We start from the raw sequence: 15830 nt of genomic DNA on the forward strand, positions 1-15830 counted from the left end.
GGCCATGGCTCGCGCGGCACCTCCTCGCCGCCCTCGCCCTCGCCCACCAATCTCAGCCTGAGCCCCGGCGAGAAAACGCCGGCTCAGCTCATCGGCGACATCAATCGCGGCTTCTTCGTCACCGACCTGATGGGCTTCGGCGTCAACGGCCTCACCGGCGATTACAGCCGCGGCGCCTCGGGCTTCTGGATCGAGAAGGGCGAAATCGCCTATCCGGTGAGCGAGGTCACCATCGCCGGCAATCTCAAGGACATGTTCCTGAATCTCGAGCCCGCGAACGACCTCGAGTTCGAATACGGCACCGACGCGCCGACCACGCGCGTCGACGGAATGACGATCGCGGGGAAATAGGGATCATCAGCAGCGAGGTCGATAGAAACCTCGCGAGACTAGCCCCGCGCCGGCGGCACCATCACCGTCAGCGGCTTCTCTGCCAGGCGGATCGTCACCGGCAGATGCGCGATCACGTCGCCGTCGCCCTGCACCGGATCGTTCTCCGGTCCCTCGATCAGGACCTCGCGCGCGGCGATCAGCTTGATGTCCTTCAGCTTCGGCAACAGACCCAGCGGCAACGCCAGCGCATAGCGGATCAGGTTCCAGCGTCCACCCTTGGTGAAGAGGCAGACCTGGAACTCGGGCTTGTCGAGCCGTGCCTGCGGTGCCAGCACGAAGCGGCCGCCGTAGTAATGGCCCTTCGAGACCACGACCGAGGCGGCCTCATGCCACACCCCGTCGATCCGCACGCGATAGAGCGGGAAGGGAAAGCGGAAGGCGAGACGGATCATGGTCGCGACATAGGCGAGCTTGCCGATCTTCTTCTTGAGCGCGCCATCGACATTGGCGACCACATGGGCGTCGAAGCCGGCCCCCGCCATCATCACGAAGTGCCGGCCATTGGCGATGCCGGGCCAGATCGTCCGCATGACGCCCGCGGCGGCCGCGTCGACCGCCTCGCCCATATCCATCATGCCCAGCTCGGCCGCCAGCACATTGGCGGTGCCCAGCGGGATGATCCCGACCGGCAGCCGCGCGCCCGCCTTGAGCGCGCCATTGACCGCCTCGTTGATGGTCCCGTCGCCGCCCGCGATCAGCAGCCGCGTCGCCTTCGAATCGCTCGAGGCACTCTGCGCCAGGGCCTCGGCATCGCCGCGCGCCTGCGTCTCCAGCAACTCGCAATCCCAGCCGCGATGCTCGAGCGCCGCCAGCGCCGCGTCGAGACGGCGCCGGCGGCGTCCGCCCGCGGTCGGGTTGAAAATCACCAGCAGCGTCCGATCGTTGCTGTCGATGCTGCTTGCGAGGGGAGCTGCCAATGTCATCGCGGGGTCACAATCCGGGTGTTCGAGTCAGTTCTATTGATGATTTATGACGCAGTGGTGAATTTTTATTGGAGCGGCGCGCAATATACAGGTTCTTTCTTGTAATGCCAGAAGATAAAGCGGTAGAGGCATGCGACAGAAAGAGAAACGTGATTCGTTGACCAGACGCTTAGGAACCGAGAGTCGCTCATGAATCAAGCGCGCGCGTCGCATCGTTATCGCGCGATTTTCATCTCGGATATCCATCTCGGCACCCGCGGATGCAAAGCCGAGTTCCTGGTCGATTTTCTCAGACATAACGAATCGGAATTCCTCTACCTCGTCGGCGACATCATCGATTGCTGGCGCCTCCGGCGCGCCTGGTATTGGCGTCAGAGTCATAACGATGTGGTGCAGAAGATCCTGCGCAAGGCGCGCAAAGGGACGCGCGTCATCTATGTCCCGGGCAATCACGACGAGCCCTTGCGCGACTATTCCGAGCTGCAGTTCGGCGGCATCACCGTGCTGAACGAGACGATGCACGAGACCGCCGATGGCCGGAAGCTGCTGGTCATCCATGGCGACGATTTCGACGGCATCGTGAAATATGCCAAGTGGTTGGCGCTGATGGGCGACTGGGCCTACAACTGGATGCTGCGCGCCAATCACTGGTTCAATATCGCGCGCCGTCAGATGGGCTATCCCTACTGGTCGCTCTCGGCCTATCTCAAGCAGCGCGTCAAGGACGCGGTCAAATATATCGACGATTTCGAGCGCGCGGTCGCCGAGGAAGCGCGCCGGCGCGGCGTCGATGGCGTCGTCTGCGGCCATATCCACAAGGCCGAGATCCGCACCATCGACGGCGTGCTCTATTGCAATGATGGCGACTGGGTCGAGAGCTGCACCGCGCTGGTGGAGCATTGGGACGGGCGGCTCGAGATCGTCAATTGGGCCGAGGTCCGGCAGGCCTCCATGCTCGAACTGGCATGATGCGGCGGATCGGCGAATTGCACCCACCCCTCACACGTTCCCTTCGCATCCTCATTGCGACCGACGCCTGGCGCCCCCAGGTCAATGGCGTGGTGCGCACGCTGGGCCGCGTCACCCATGAGTTGGAAGCGCAAGGCCACCAACTCGAGGTGGTCGGGCCCGACCGCTTCCGCACGGTGCCCTGCCCCACCTATCCCGAGATTCGCCTGGCGCTGATGCCGGGCCGGCGCGTCGCACGCACGATCGAGAATTTCCGCCCGGACTGCATCCATATCTCGACCGAAGGCCCGATCGGCCGGGCGGCGCGGGGCTGGTGCCTGCGCCACGACCATCCCTTCACCACCGCCTACCACACCAAGTTCCCGGAATATGTGCGCGCGCGCTGCGCGGTGCCGCTGGCCTGGAGCTATGCCGTGGTGCGCCGCTTCCATGCGCCCTCGACCAGCGTGATGGTGGCGACCGACAGCATCGCCAACGAGCTGATCGCGCATGGCTTCCACAATATCCGGCGCTGGTCGCGCGGCGTCGATACCGAGATGTTCCGGCCGCGCGAGAAGGAATTCCTCAACCTGCCGCGGCCGATCCATCTCTATGTCGGCCGCGTCGCCGTCGAGAAGAACATCGAGGCCTTCCTCGAGCTCGATCTGCCCGGCAGCAAGCTGGTGGTGGGCGACGGGCCGCAGCTGCATGAGTTGAAGCGGGCCTACCCGGATGCGCATTTCGCCGGCGAGAAGCATGGCGAGGAGCTGGCGCGCTACTACGCGGCGGCCGACCTCTTCGTCTTCCCCAGCCGCACCGACACCTTCGGCCTCGTGCTGCTGGAAGCCCTCGCCTCGGGCCTCCCGGTCGCGGCCTATCCCGTGCCGGGCCCACTCGACGTGATCAATGGCAGCGGCGCCGGCGCCCTCGATCTCGACCTGGGCAAGGCGGTCGAAGCGGCCCGCGCGATCGATCCGGTGCGCTGCCGCGACCTGGCCCTGGAATATTCCTGGGCCGCCTCCGCCCGCCAGTTCCTGGGCAATCTCGCGGCGTGAGGGTCGGTCTTCTTTCCTCTCCGCCCGCCCCATAGCATCTCTCCCCCACTTCGTGGTGGAGAGGAAAGCCATGAACGGAGATTTTTCGCTGGTCGCCGCCCGCGATTGCCGCAGAATGGGCTTATGGACGACAGCGACCTCCATCGAATCAAGGCGTGGCTCATTGCCGGCGGCCTCGCCGGCACCGCGGAAGACGCGTTGCTGCAGGGCTTCTGCGAGCGCTGCCAGGCGGCGGGGCTGGAGCTTTCCCGCGCCATCGCCCTCATCGACACGCTGCACCCGATCTATGAGGGTTGCGCCTTTCGCTGGCGCAACGACGGCATCGAAGAGAAGAGCCTCGTGGAATATGGCCGCACCGATGAGGGGGCGGCGGCGGCCGATTGGCAGAGGACCGCCTTCCACCACCTGCTGACGACGGATACCGACGAGGTTCGCCGCCGGATCGGCCATGGCGAGCCCACGGATTTCTCGATGCTCGACACGCTGAAGGCCGAGGGTCACACGGATTATGTCGCCATGATCCATCGGCTTGCCCGCGACGGTTTCATCGGCGGCATGGATTGCGTCTATTCCTCCTGGGTCACGCGCCGGCCCGGAGGCTTCGAGGCGGATGATCTCGTGGCCCTGCGCCGTCTCGTGCCGGCGCTGGCGCTCGCGATCAAATGCGGATCCCTGGCCCGGATCGCCAGCACGCTGGTCGAGGTCTATCTCGGTCGCGATGCGGGCCTGCGCGTGCTGAGCGGCCGCATTTCCCGCGGCGTCGCCGACCGGATCAGCGCGGTGCTCTGGTTTTCCGATCTGCACAGCTATACGGCGATCGCCGACAGCGCCGCACCGGCCGAGATCATTCCCTTCCTCAACGACTATGCGGAGCTGGTCATCGCCGCGATCCATGAGGCCGGCGGCGACGTGCTGAAACTGATCGGCGACGGCACGCTGGCCATCTTCAAGGCCGAGGACCCGGGGGACGCCTGCCGCAGCGCGCTGCGCGCCGCCCAAAGCCTGCGGCGCAATCTCATGGCGCTCAACCAGCGCCGCGCGGCCGAGAACCGCCCGGTGACCTCGGTCTATCTCGGCCTCCATATCGGCGAAGTCTTTTATGGCAATATCGGCAGCGACGAACGGCTCGATTTCACCGTGGTCGGGCCGGCCGTCAACGAGGTCAGCCGGATCGCCTCGATGTGCCGCCAGGTCGACCGCAGCGTCCTGCTGTCCGATGCCTTCGCGGCGGCGGCACCGGCGGCCGAACGGGCCGATCTCGTCTCGGTCGGCCGCTACGCGCTGCGGGGCGTCAGCCGGGCCCAGGAGCTCTTCACCCTCGACCCGAGTTTGATATAGCCACCTCCGAAAGGATTATGTTCCCCCATCCGCCGGGACTGCTAGCATCGATGGTCACAGTCTCGATCGTCATCTCCTGAAGCGGGTCGGCGCCCCTTGCGCATCCTCATCGCCACCGATCTCTGGCTGCCGATGCATCATGGGGTGGAGCGGATGCTTCACAGCCTGGTGGCCGAATTGCAGGCGCAAGGCGAGACGGTCGAGGTCGTGGGGCCCGATCGCTTCCAGACCAGCCCGTCTTTCCTCGGTCCCACCGTCCGCCTTGCCGACAATGTCGTGGCAACCATCGGACCCATGATCGAAGCGTTTGCGCCCGAGGCCCTTCATATCGCGACCGAGGGGACCGTGGGTTTCGCCGCTCGCAGGTGGTGCCTCAAGAAGCGTCGCTCCTTCACCAGCTCTTATCTGACAAAGCTGCCGGAGTTCGCCCAGATGAGCTTCGGGACGTCGCCGGAGCCGCTCTTTGCGAAATTGCGCCAGTTCCACATTCCCTCGACCCGCGTCCTGGTGCCGACCGACAGTATCGCCGGGGAGCTGAAGGCGAGAGGCTTTCAGAACCTCCATGTCTGGCCCTTCGGCGTCGACACCGAGCGATTTCATCCGCGGTGGCGCGCGCCGCTCGACTTGCCTCGTCCGATCCACCTTTGCGTCGCCCGAATTTCGGCGGAGAAGAACCTGGGGGCCTTTCTCGACCTCGACCTGCCCGGCAGCAAGATCATGATCGGCGCGGGCCCCATGCTCGAGGAATTCAAGCAGCGCTATCCTCGAGTGCTGTTCCCGGGGACGCAGGAAGGCGAAGCGCTGGCGAGGTTCTATGCCAGCGCCGACCTGTTCGTCTTTCCGAGCAGGGCCGACACTTTCGGCCTGGTGATTCTGGAGGCGCTGGCCTCGGGCCTTCCAGTCGCGGCCTTTCCTGTTGCGGGTCCCCGGGACATCATTGCCGATAGTGGCGCCGGCGTGCTCGACGAGGATCTGGGTCGCGCCGTTGAAGGCGCCCTGGCCATTCCTCGCGAACGAGCCCGCAACCATGCCCTGGCCTTCAGTTGGGAAAGATCCGCGCATCGTTTCCGGGAACTGCTCGCAACAAAACATTAAGGCTCGGACATCCATGGTTAAGGACCGGCGCCCGCCATGGCAGGCCCGACCACAGATGGCTAAGATGCGCCCGCTGCGAACGGATATCCGGCCTCTTCCTCTCATCAGCCTCGAGAGTGTGTGCTTTTGCGAATCCTCGCCGTAACGGATCTCTGGCACCCGACCGTCAATGGGACGGTGCGCATGATCGAGCAGATCGACCGGCAGCTCGAGATCATGGGCCATGAGGTCGTGGTGATCGGCCCGCGGCGATTCCAGACGATCCCCTTCCCGGGCGATTCCGAAGTGATCGTGGCGCTCTCGCCGGAAAAGACCATCGGCCCGATGATGCTGGCGGCCCGACCCGACGCGATCCATCTCTGGACCGCGGGGCCGGTCGGCGTCGCCGCCCGGAACATCCTGGGGCGCCGGAACATCCCCTTCACCAGTTCCTATGTGACGAAGTCGCCCGAATATATGCAGGCGCGCTTCGGCGTGCCGATGGCGAAGACCTTCGCCACGCTGCATGTATTCCACAAGATCTCGCGCTGCCTCATGGTCCCGAGCGACGGCATCATCGATGAGTTGAAGGCACGGGGCTTCGGCAACAATCTCAGGCTCTGGCAGGCGGGCACCGACGCCGAGCTCTTCCGTCCGCGCGAAAAGGGCTTTCTCGATCTGCCGCGGCCGATCCATCTCAATGTCGGGCGGGTCACGATCGAGAAGAACCTGGAAGCCTTCCTCAGGCTCGACCTGCCCGGCAGCAAGCTGGTGGTGGGCGACGGGCCGGAACGCGCCCGGCTGCAGAAGCAGTTCCCCGCGGTTCATTTTGTCGGCGTCAAGCAGGGCGAGGAACTGGCGAAGTACTATGCCGCCGCCGACGTCTTCGTGTTCCCCAGCCGCACCGACACGCTGGGTCTGGTGATGATGGAATCGCTGGCGGCGGGCGTGCCCGTCGCGGCCTTTCCGGTCACGGGCCCCAACGAGGTGATCGCCGACGGCGGCGCCGGCGTGCTCGACGAGGATCTGGGCAAGGCGATCGAGGCCGCGCGCAAGATCGATCCGGCCCATTGCCGGGCCTATGCGATGCGATTCTCCTGGGCCCGGTCGGCACGCGATTTCCTGGCCAACCTGGCGCCGCTCAAGGGCTCTGTCGCGGCGCAGGAACGGCCGGGCGACGCGCCGGATCTCCTTAACTGACGAAAATCGGGCGGTCAGAACCTTCCAGAGGCCGTGCTATCCTGCCGGCCGTATGAAGAACCCGACCGATTCTTCCCCCTCAGCCCTGCCCAAGGCCGGCAAGGCGCCCGCCTCGCCCATGCGCCGTCTCCTGGCCGATCATGTCCGGCCCGAGTTGCCGCGGCTGATCGCAGCGCTGATCTGCATGGCGATCGTCTCGGCCACGACCGCGGCCCTTGCCTGGCAGATGCAGGCCATCCTCGACCGTGTCTTCGGCGCGCGCGACATGGCGGCCCTGCAGATGGTCGCGGCCGGCACCTTCGCCATCTTCGTCGTCAAGGGTTTCGCCAGCTTCGGCCAGTCGGTGCTGATGACCCGCATGGGTCTCGCCATCGTATCGGGCCTGCAGAAGCGCCTGTTCCGCCATGTGGTCGGTGCCGATCTGGTCTTCTTCCATGACCGCTCGCCCGGCGATCTGATCGCGCGCGTCATCAATGACTGCGCGCAGCTGCGCGACGCGCTCTCCACGCTCCTGACCAATGTCGGCAAGGATGCGCTGACCCTGGTCGGGCTGGTCGCCTTGATGTTCTACCAGGATTGGCTGCTGGCGCTGATCGCCTTCGTCGCCTTTCCGCTGGCCGTGCTGCCGATCGCGCGCGTGGGGCGGCGGGTGCGCCGGCTCGCCCGCGGGACGCAGCAGCAGACCGGCGGCCTCGCCACGCTCCTCGACGAGGTCTTCCATGGTGCCCGCCAGGTCAAGGCCTATGGCATGGAGCGGACCGAGATCGCGCGCGCCGACGAAGCGGTCGATCGCCTGTTCCAGCTGCAGCTCAAATCGGGACGCAGCCGCTCGGCACTGCAGCCCGTGATGGAGGTGCTGGGCGGCCTCGCGATCGTCGCCGTCATGCTCTATGGCGGCCATCAGGTGATCGCGGGCCTGCGCACGCCCGGGACCTTCTTCTCCTTCATCACCGCGCTGCTCCTGGCCTATGAGCCGCTGAAGCGTCTCGCCAATCTCAACGCCGCGATGCAGGCAGGCCTCGCCGCCGCCGATCGCATCTTCGCCATGATTGACCTGGAACCGGCCATCGTCGACCGCCCCGGCGCCAGGCCGCTCAACCTGCAAGGCGGCGCCATCCGCCTCGAGCAGGTCGGCTTCGCCTATGAAGGTGCTGCCGAGAGGCCGGCGCTTGCCGGCGTCGATATCGACGTACCGGCGGGTGCCACCATTGCGCTGGTGGGACCCTCCGGCGCCGGCAAATCCACGGTGTTCAATCTGATCCCGCGCTTCTTCGATCCGCAATCGGGCCGCGTCACGCTCGACGGGCAGGATGTCCGCGAGCTGACCCTGGCCTCGCTGCGCCGGTCGATCGCGCTGGTCAGCCAGGATGTGCTGCTGTTCGACGACAGCATCCGCGCCAACATCCTCTATGGCCGGCCCGAGGCCTCGGAGGCCGAGGTGATTGAGGCGGCGCGCGCGGCCCAGGCCTGGGAGTTCATCGAGACCTTGCCGCAGGGGCTCGACATGATGGTGGGCCCGCGCGGCGCCAAGCTTTCCGGCGGCCAGCGCCAGCGCATCGCCATCGCGCGCGCCATGCTGCGCAATGCCCCGATCCTGCTGCTCGACGAAGCCACCTCGAATCTCGACCCTGAAAGCGAACGCGCCGTACAGACGGCGCTGGCCCGGCTGATGCGCGGGCGCACCACGCTGGTGATCGCCCATCGGCTGGCGACGGTCGCCGCCGCCGACCGCATCTATGTGCTGGACCAGGGCCGCGTGGTCGAGACCGGCCCGCATCCGGAGCTCCTGGCGCTGGGCGGGACTTACGCGCGGCTCCATGCGCTGCAGTTCCGCGACACGACGGTCGACGCCGACGATGGACCGGCGTCCGAGCCCTTGCCGGCCGAGCGCCGGCGCCAGGCCCAAGGCTGAGCCCCGCACGATGCGAATCTCCCGCCGGCTGCTGGCTTCGGAACTGATCCAGGTGCCCCTTGCGTGTTTCCTTGCGCTCTATATCCGCATCGTCGGCTGGACCACGCGCTGGCAACGCGAAGGTTTCGGCACGCTCGAAGCCCTCAGGGCCGAGGGCAAGCCCGTCATCTTCTGCTTCTGGCATGGGCGCCTCGCCATGATGCCGCTCTGCCATCGCGAGGCGCGCGCGGCCGCGGTGCTGATCTCCACCCATCGCGACGGCCGTCTGGTGGCCCGCATGATCGAGCGCCTGGGGCTTTCCATCGTCGACGGCTCGACCCGGCGCGGCGGCGAGGCGGCAATGCTTCAATGCCGGGCTCAATTGAGCAGGGGCGGCATCGTCTCGATCGCCCCCGACGGGCCGCGGGGACCGCGCATGCAGGCGGCCGCCGGCACGATCCATCTCGCGGCCCTGACCGGGGTGCCGATCCTGCCCAGCGCCGTCGCCACCAGCCGCCGGCATGTCTTCGGCTCCTGGGACCGCTTCCTCCTGCCTCTGCCCTTCGGGCGCGGCATCTATCGCGTCGGCGCGCCGATCCGGGTGCCGCGCGATGCCGATGTGGCCACGATCGAAGCCGCGCGCCTGGCGCTCGAACGGGCGCTCAACGAGCTTTCCGCCGACTGCGACCGGCGCATGGGCCATGCCCCGATCGAGCCGGCAGCATCTCCCGCCATCGCGGAGCCCGCCCGATGATCGTAACCCTCTATCGTGCCGCAACCGATCTCGCCGGCCCCTGGCTCGATCGCCATCTCGAGCATCGCGCCACCCTCGGCAAGGAAGACAAGAGCCGGCTTGGCGAACGCAGGGGCGAGACGCGGGTCGCGCGGCCTGCCGGGACCTTGCTCTGGCTGCATGGCGCCAGCATCGGCGAGACCCAGTCGCTGCTGCCCTTGATCGCGGCCCTGCGCCAACGCCGGCCCGGGTTGCAGCTGCTCGTCACCTGCGGCACGATGAGCGCCGCGGCCTTGCTCGCGACGTCGCTGCCGCCGGGCGCCATCCAGCAATATCTGCCGCTGGACCGCCGGGCCTGGGTCGAGTGCTTTCTCGACCACTGGCGGCCCGATGCCGGCGTGATCGTCGATTCCGAGCTCTGGCCCAATCTGCTGCTGGCCGCCAAGGCGCGGGCCCTGCCCCTGGCGCTGGTCAATGGCCGGCTCTCCGAACGCTCCTTCCGGCGCTGGCGCTGGTTGCGCGGCTTCGCCCGCCAGCTCCTCGGTTCCTTCACCGTGATCGCCGCCATCGACGAGACGCAACGGCAACGCTTCGCGAGCCTGGGCGCGCGCCATGCCGTCGCCACCGGCAATCTCAAGGCCGCGGCCGCCATGCCGGCCTGCGACGAAACGGAGTTCGCGCGGTTCAAGGCCTCCATCGCCGGGCGCCCGGTCATCCTGCTGGCCAGCAGTCATGATCCGGAGGAGCAGTTGGTTGCGATGGCCTTGGCGCCGCATCTGACCGGCGAGATCGCGCCGCTGCTGCTGGTGGCGCCGCGCCATCCGACCCGGGGCGACATCCTTCTCCCGGAATTGCGACCGCTGCTGGCCTTGGGCGGCAAGCTGCGCCGCCGCTCCCTGGGCGGGTTGCCCGGCCCCAAGGACCGGATCTATCTCGCCGACAGTCTGGGCGAGATGGGGCTGTGGTTCCGGCTGGCGGATCTCGTGATCATGGGCGGATCGCTCGTCGACAAGGGCGGCCATAATCCGATCGAGCCGGCGCTGGTGGGCCGCGCGATCCTGACCGGCCCCCATATCGGCAATTTCGCCGATCTCTATGGGCGCCTGGCGGAAGCGGGCGGCTGCCGGATCCTGCCCGACGCGGGAAGCCTGGCGTCGCAGGCGATCTCCCTGCTCGGCGATCCCGCCGCGCGTTCGGAACTCGCTTCGACAGCCCAGCGTTTCGCACAGGCCGAGGCGCAAGTTCTCGATCGCAGCCTCGTCGCCCTGGCGCCGATCCTGCGGGCGCTCGAAACCGCGAAGGACCCTCATGTCATCCCCTAGATTCTGGCGGCGCGGCGCATCGATCATCCTTCCGGCGCTGCTGGCACCCGCCGCCGTCCTCTATCGCCTGGGATTTCTCCTTCGTCAGGCCGGTGCCAAGCCGCATCGCGCGCGGGTGCCCGTGATCTGCGTGGGGGCCGCGACCGTGGGGGGCGCCGGCAAGACGCCTCTCACTTTTGCGCTGGCCCAGCGGCTGCGCCAGCAGGGGCGGCGGGTTCATATCGTCACGCGCGGCTATGGCGGCAGCGAGCGCGGACCCTTGCGGGTCGACCCGGCGCGCCATCTGGCGACCGAGGTCGGCGACGAAACCCTGGTGCTGACGCAATCCTCGCCGGTCTGGCTGGCGCGCAACCGCGCCGCCGGCGTGGCGGCCGCGGCGCAGGATGGCGCTGAAGTCGTGCTGCTCGATGACGGGCTGCAGAACGGCACGATCGCCAAGGATTTCTCCATCCTGACGGTCGACGGCATCTCGGGCTTCGGCAATGGCTGGCAATTGCCGGCGGGGCCTTTGCGCGAGCCGGTGGCGAAGGCCGCAGCCCGCTGCCAGCTCGCCGTCATCATCGGCCCGGACGAGGCCGGCGTCGCACAGCGCCTGCCGGCAGGCCTGCCGCTGCTGAAAGCGCGGATCGAGCCGACCCATCCCCAGAATGTGAAGGGCCGGCGCTGGTTCGCCTTTTGCGGCCTGGGCGCGCCGGAGAAATTCCGCCGCACGATCGAGGAGATGGGGCTCGATCTCGCGGGCTGGCGCGAGTTCCCCGACCATCACCGCTACAGCGAGAAGGAGCTCGACCGGCTCCGCGCCGACGCGAGCGCGCTCAACGCCGGTCTGCTCACCACCCGCAAGGACTGGGTGCGCGTCCATCCCGACTTCCGTGCCGGGTTGACGCCGCTCGATATCCTGCTGCGCTTCGAGGATGAAGCGGCGCTGGACCAATTACTGAAACCCGTCCTCACGCGCTGACACGGCCGCCGTCATTCGCCGGTCGCGGTCGGTGTCTTCGAGGAACTCACCATCGCGGCACTCGCCGGCATGGGCAGCACCAGCAGCTGCGGATCGAGCTTCACATCGCGCCAGTTCATGCCCCAATGGACATGCGGACCCGTGGCGCGGCCGGTATGGCCGATGCGGCCGATGACGGTGCCTTTGGAAACGAACAAGCCGGGATGCGCCAGCACCGCCGACATATGGATCAGGATCGAGGTCAGGCCCTGGCCATGCTCGATGATGACGGTGCCGCCGGTGAGCAGCATGCCGGTCTCGGCGAGCCGGACGATGCCGTCGGCCGGGCTCTTGACCGGCGTGCCTTCGGGCGCGGCAACATCGACGCCGTAATGCGGATTGCGCGGCACGCCGTTCAGAATCCGCACCGAGCCATAGACGCCGGAGATCGGACCCAGCGCCGGCCAGTCGAAGCCATGCGCGTACCAGGCGACCGTCGATTGCGGAATCCGCGCGACGTTGATCTTCTCCTGGTCGGCCGCGATCTTGGCCTGCTCGTCGGCGTTGGGCGTCACCGTGTTCTGCGGCAGCCCATTGATCCGCTGCTCCTCATAGGTGCGCTGCGTGATCGCGAGGGTTCGCTCTTCGACCGAATGATCGGCATGCTCGATCCGGACCTTGGCCTCCGGCGGCGCATCGCGATTGAAGCCCAACAGGAACTCGCCCGCCGGCGAAACCAGGATGCTGGCCCCATCGAGCCAGACGCGAGAACCGGGCTCGGCATGACCAAAGAGCAGCCCACCCTGGGTCATATGCCCCTCGATCGTCGCAGGCGCGGCCGCGAGCCCACGGCGCACGCCCAGCGCCCAGGCGGCGCCGAGCGCAGCACTCCCTTTGAGCCAGAGCCGGCGCGAGCGGTCGAATGTCATAGCAGTGAGCCTTGCGGGCCGCTGTCCTTGGGCCCGCCTTTCTTGGGTTTGGATGAAGAGGGCGATTCGGCGGGCGTTGCGGCTTTTGCGGCGCGCGAGGTCGTTCGGCCGCCGGCTTCGGCGATCGCCGGCACGGTGCCGTCGCCGAAGGTGAGGGTCAGCTTCATGCCGGCGGCGACGGCCGCGGCTTGCGTCACTGGCCGCTCGGCGGCATCGCGCACCAGCACGAAACCCCGTTGCAGCACGCTCTCATAGGAAAGCCCGTCGAGCAGCCTGGCGAGCCCGTCCAGCGCCAGGCGGCGGCGCGCGATCAGCTCGGTCACCAGCGCCGGCCGCAACCCCGCGGCGATGCGATCGAGCCCGCGTTCTTTCTTCGCGGCGAAAGCCGCCATCGCGTTCTTCAGCAGGGTCGCGCCATGGGCCAGCTCCTGCGATTTGCGCCGGATCATCTCGCCCGGCGTCACCAGCCGTGCGGCCAGGGTCGCGACCTGACGCTGGCGCTCGGCGAAGAATCCGCGCTCGGCCCCCTTGAGCCGCTCGATCCAGCCATCGAGCTGCTGGGTCTTCTCCTCGATCAGGCGGCGCGGCTCGGGCAGGCCGCGCGCCAGGCCCTGAACCTCCGTGCGCCGATGGGCGAGGTCGCGAGCGACAGCGCGGGCGAGGCGATGACCGTTCTCGGCAATCGCCGCCATGAGCTCCGAGCGGACGGGGACCGCCATCTCCGCCGCCGCGGTCGGCGTCGGCGCCCGCCGGTCGGAAACGAAATCGATCAGGGTCGTGTCGGTTTCATGACCGATCGCGGAAATGAGCGGGATCGTGCCGGCCGCGACCGCGCGGACCACGATCTCCTCGTTGAAGGCCCAGAGATCCTCGAGGCTGCCGCCACCGCGCGCGACGATGATGAGATCGGGGCGCGGCACTTTGCCGCCGGGCAGCAGCGCGTTGAATCCGCGAATGGCGGCCGCGACCTGCTCGGCCGCGCCCTCGCCCTGCACCGCAACGGGCCAGAGCAGCACCGGCCGCGGGAAACGATCAGCGAGGCGATGCAGGATGTCGCGGATGACGGCGCCGGTCGGCGAGGTGACGACGCCGATCACGGCGGGGAGCATCGGCAGGGGCTTCTTGCGCGCCTCGTCGAACAGCCCCTCGGCCGCGAGCTTCTTGCGCCGCTCCTCCAGGAGCTTGAGCAGCGCGCCCTCGCCCGCCAGCTCCACCGAGTCGATGATGATCTGGTATTTGGAGCTGCCCGGATAGGAGCTGATGCGGCCCGTGGCGATCAGCTCCATGCCATGCTCGATCTTGAGCTTGAGCCGCCCGACCGTGCCGCGCCAGCAGACCGCGTCGATCACCGCGTCCTCGTCCTTGAGGCTGAAATAGAGATGGCCCGAGCCGTGATAATTCGGCTTCGACACCTCGCCGCGCACGCGGATGCGCTGGAAATTCTCCTCCAGCGTCGATTTCACGGCGCGGCTGATCTCCGAGACGCTGTATTCGGGCAGGTTATGCAGGCGGGTCTCGCCCGCCGGGGTCCGGCTTTCGCTCATGCCCCCATTCTATGCTAAGAACCCGCGCCGGCGGGAGCGGCAGCGCGTTGCTGCACGACCCCTCCCCCTACCCCCTAAGTTAATGTGATCGCTTCGCTCTACTTCAGAGCTTCGGGCGCGGCGGCGGATAGAGCGAGGGGGTTCTGCTAAACTCCGCCCCCTTCCCTTGCGGGAGGGGGGTAGGGGGAGGGGTGGCAGCCGACTCGGAACAACGATGGAGGAATCGCGATGCGGATATTGGTGGTCGGATCGGGCGGGCGCGAGCATGCGCTGTGCTGGGCGATCGCGGCCTCGCCGCTTTGCGACAAGCTCTATTGCGCGCCGGGCAATGCCGGCATCGCGTCCGAGGCAGAATGCGTGCCGATCAAGGCGGACGAGCTCGACAAGCTGGTCGCCTTCGCCCGCGACAACCGGATCGATTTCGTCGTGGTCGGCCCCGAGGCGCCGCTGGTGGCGGGCCTGGCCGACAAGCTCCGCGCCGCCGGGATCAAGACCTTCGGCCCCTCCGCCAAGGCGGCCGCCCTCGAAGGCTCCAAATCCTTCACCAAGGAGCTTTGCGCCAAATACGGCATCCCGACCGGCGCGTTCAAACGCTTCACCGAGGCCGCCCCTGCCAAGGCCTATGCGCGGGCGCAAGGGGCGCCGATCGTGATCAAGGCCGACGGGCTCGCCGCCGGCAAGGGCGTGGTGGTGGCGCAGTCGGTCGGGGAGGCCGAGGCCGCGATCGACATGATGCTGACCGCGCGCGAGTTCGGCGCCGCCGGGGCCGAGATCGTGATCGAGGAGTTTCTCGCCGGCGAGGAGGCGAGCTTCTTCGCCCTCGTCGACGGCAAGACCGCTTTGCCGCTGGCCTCGGCCCAGGACCACAAGACCGTGGGCGAAGGCGACACCGGCCCCAACACCGGCGGCATGGGCGCCTATTCCCCGGCTCCCGTGGTCACCGAGGCGATGGCGGCGGAGGTGATGAAGACCATCATCCTGCCGACGGTCGCGGCGATGGAAACCGAGGGGCGCCCCTTCTCGGGCGTGCTCTTCGCCGGCCTCATGATCGGACCGAAGGGCCCGCGCCTGATCGAATATAATGTCCGCTTCGGCGATCCCGAATGCCAGGCGCTCTGCCTGCGGCTGATGTCGGACCTGCTGCCGGCTTTGATCGCGGCGGCCGACGGCATGCTCGCCAAGTTCCATCTGCGCTGGAAGGCCGAGACCTCGCTCACCGTGGTGATGGCGGCCAAAGGCTATCCCGGTCCCTACAAGAAGGGCACCGAGATCAAGGGCCTCGAGCGCGCCGCGCAGATGCGCGACGTGGTGGTGTTCCATGCCGGCACGGAGCGAAGCCCCGACGGGCGCATCCTCGCCAATGGCGGGCGCGTGCTGGGTATCAGCGCGCTCGGCAGCTCGGTCGCCGAGGCCCAGGCTCGCGCCTATGCGGCGGTCGACCAGATCGACTGGCCGGAAGGCTTCTGCCGCCGCGATATCGGCTGGCGCGCGGTGGGCGCGCGCGGCGGATCGGCGGGCCTCGACCGGGAGAAGTGACGTC

General features: G+C 67.7%; 14 protein-coding genes. 11 read left to right on the forward strand and 3 right to left on the reverse strand.

Going from position 1 to position 15830, the window contains the following annotated elements:
- Window positions 1-351: metallopeptidase TldD-related protein (locus ACREE8_RS21890; protein WP_431575138.1), on the forward strand; the 351-nt coding region annotated here is incomplete at its 5' end.
- A gap of 38 nt (window positions 352-389) precedes the next feature.
- On the opposite strand, the gene ACREE8_RS21895 is transcribed toward ACREE8_RS21890, so the two are convergent.
- A complete protein-coding gene (locus tag ACREE8_RS21895; RefSeq protein WP_431575139.1) occupies window positions 390-1316 on the reverse strand; it encodes a diacylglycerol/lipid kinase family protein in 927 nt (308 codons plus the stop codon).
- Between the two features lie 189 nt (window positions 1317-1505).
- Between ACREE8_RS21895 and ACREE8_RS21900 the strand changes: the two genes are divergently transcribed.
- From ACREE8_RS21900 to lpxK, 9 genes are all read left to right on the forward strand, one after another.
- On the forward strand, window positions 1506-2285 hold the full coding sequence (locus tag ACREE8_RS21900; RefSeq protein WP_431575140.1) for a UDP-2,3-diacylglucosamine diphosphatase: 780 nt from the start codon (window positions 1506-1508) through the stop codon (window positions 2283-2285).
- Window positions 2282-3319 carry a glycosyltransferase family 4 protein gene (locus tag ACREE8_RS21905; RefSeq protein ID WP_431575141.1) on the forward strand — a complete coding sequence of 346 codons (1038 nt, stop codon included), beginning with the start codon at window positions 2282-2284 and terminating at the stop codon, window positions 3317-3319. Before ACREE8_RS21900 ends, ACREE8_RS21905 begins: the two co-directional genes overlap by 4 nt.
- A 123-nt stretch (window positions 3320-3442) precedes the next feature.
- Window positions 3443-4657, forward strand: coding sequence for an adenylate/guanylate cyclase domain-containing protein (locus ACREE8_RS21910; RefSeq protein ID WP_431575142.1), 1215 nt, complete (start codon window positions 3443-3445; stop codon window positions 4655-4657).
- Between the two features lie 96 nt (window positions 4658-4753).
- A complete protein-coding gene (locus ACREE8_RS21915) occupies window positions 4754-5752 on the forward strand; it encodes a glycosyltransferase family 4 protein (RefSeq protein WP_431575143.1) in 999 nt (332 codons plus the stop codon).
- Window positions 5753-5872: 120 nt separating this feature from the next.
- Window positions 5873-6931, forward strand: coding sequence for a glycosyltransferase family 4 protein (locus ACREE8_RS21920; RefSeq protein ID WP_431575144.1), 1059 nt, complete (start codon window positions 5873-5875; stop codon window positions 6929-6931).
- A 118-nt stretch (window positions 6932-7049) separates the two neighbouring features.
- The gene (locus ACREE8_RS21925; protein WP_431575145.1) at window positions 7050-8843 is read left to right on the forward strand and encodes an ABC transporter ATP-binding protein; all 1794 of its coding nucleotides are present in this window, start codon (window positions 7050-7052) and stop codon (window positions 8841-8843) included.
- Window positions 8844-8853: 10 nt separating this feature from the next.
- Complete coding sequence (locus ACREE8_RS21930; RefSeq protein ID WP_431575146.1) at window positions 8854-9576, forward strand: lysophospholipid acyltransferase family protein; 723 nt, start codon at window positions 8854-8856, stop codon at window positions 9574-9576.
- Complete coding sequence (locus tag ACREE8_RS21935; protein ID WP_431575147.1) at window positions 9573-10877, forward strand: 3-deoxy-D-manno-octulosonic acid transferase; 1305 nt, start codon at window positions 9573-9575, stop codon at window positions 10875-10877. Before ACREE8_RS21930 ends, ACREE8_RS21935 begins: the two co-directional genes overlap by 4 nt.
- Window positions 10864-11838 carry a tetraacyldisaccharide 4'-kinase gene (gene lpxK / locus ACREE8_RS21940; protein ID WP_431575148.1) on the forward strand — a complete coding sequence of 325 codons (975 nt, stop codon included), beginning with the start codon at window positions 10864-10866 and terminating at the stop codon, window positions 11836-11838. The genes ACREE8_RS21935 and lpxK overlap by 14 nt, the downstream gene beginning before the upstream one ends.
- 11 nt (window positions 11839-11849) lie before the next feature.
- Here lpxK and ACREE8_RS21945 read toward each other — a convergent pair whose 3' ends face one another.
- Window positions 11850-12746: a M23 family metallopeptidase gene (locus ACREE8_RS21945; protein ID WP_431575149.1), complete on the reverse strand. Its 897-nt coding sequence runs from the start codon at window positions 12744-12746 to the stop codon at window positions 11850-11852.
- On the reverse strand, window positions 12743-14290 hold the full coding sequence (xseA, locus tag ACREE8_RS21950; protein ID WP_431575150.1) for an exodeoxyribonuclease VII large subunit: 1548 nt from the start codon (window positions 14288-14290) through the stop codon (window positions 12743-12745). Before xseA ends, ACREE8_RS21945 begins: the two co-directional genes overlap by 4 nt.
- A 228-nt stretch (window positions 14291-14518) precedes the next feature.
- On the opposite strand from xseA, the gene purD reads away from it, so the two are divergent.
- Window positions 14519-15826, forward strand: coding sequence for a phosphoribosylamine--glycine ligase (purD, locus tag ACREE8_RS21955; protein WP_431575151.1), 1308 nt, complete (start codon window positions 14519-14521; stop codon window positions 15824-15826).
- Window positions 15827-15830: the final 4 nt, after the last annotated feature.

This window comes from Hypericibacter sp., from assembly GCF_050729195.1.
Lineage (GTDB): Bacteria > Pseudomonadota > Alphaproteobacteria > Dongiales > Dongiaceae > Hypericibacter.

Coding starts and splice junctions, on each gene's coding strand:
- ACREE8_RS21895 (WP_431575139.1), bottom strand. CDS start 1,316: ATGACATTGGCAGCTCCCCTCGCAAGCAGCATCGACAGCAACGATCGG.
- ACREE8_RS21900 (WP_431575140.1), top strand. CDS start 1,506: ATGAATCAAGCGCGCGCGTCGCATCGTTATCGCGCGATTTTCATCTCG.
- ACREE8_RS21905 (WP_431575141.1), top strand. CDS start 2,282: ATGATGCGGCGGATCGGCGAATTGCACCCACCCCTCACACGTTCCCTT.
- ACREE8_RS21910 (WP_431575142.1), top strand. CDS start 3,443: ATGGACGACAGCGACCTCCATCGAATCAAGGCGTGGCTCATTGCCGGC.
- ACREE8_RS21925 (WP_431575145.1), top strand. CDS start 7,050: ATGCGCCGTCTCCTGGCCGATCATGTCCGGCCCGAGTTGCCGCGGCTG.
- ACREE8_RS21930 (WP_431575146.1), top strand. CDS start 8,854: ATGCGAATCTCCCGCCGGCTGCTGGCTTCGGAACTGATCCAGGTGCCC.
- ACREE8_RS21935 (WP_431575147.1), top strand. CDS start 9,573: ATGATCGTAACCCTCTATCGTGCCGCAACCGATCTCGCCGGCCCCTGG.
- lpxK (WP_431575148.1), top strand. CDS start 10,864: ATGTCATCCCCTAGATTCTGGCGGCGCGGCGCATCGATCATCCTTCCG.
- ACREE8_RS21945 (WP_431575149.1), bottom strand. CDS start 12,746: ATGACATTCGACCGCTCGCGCCGGCTCTGGCTCAAAGGGAGTGCTGCG.
- xseA (WP_431575150.1), bottom strand. CDS start 14,290: ATGAGCGAAAGCCGGACCCCGGCGGGCGAGACCCGCCTGCATAACCTG.
- purD (WP_431575151.1), top strand. CDS start 14,519: ATGCGGATATTGGTGGTCGGATCGGGCGGGCGCGAGCATGCGCTGTGC.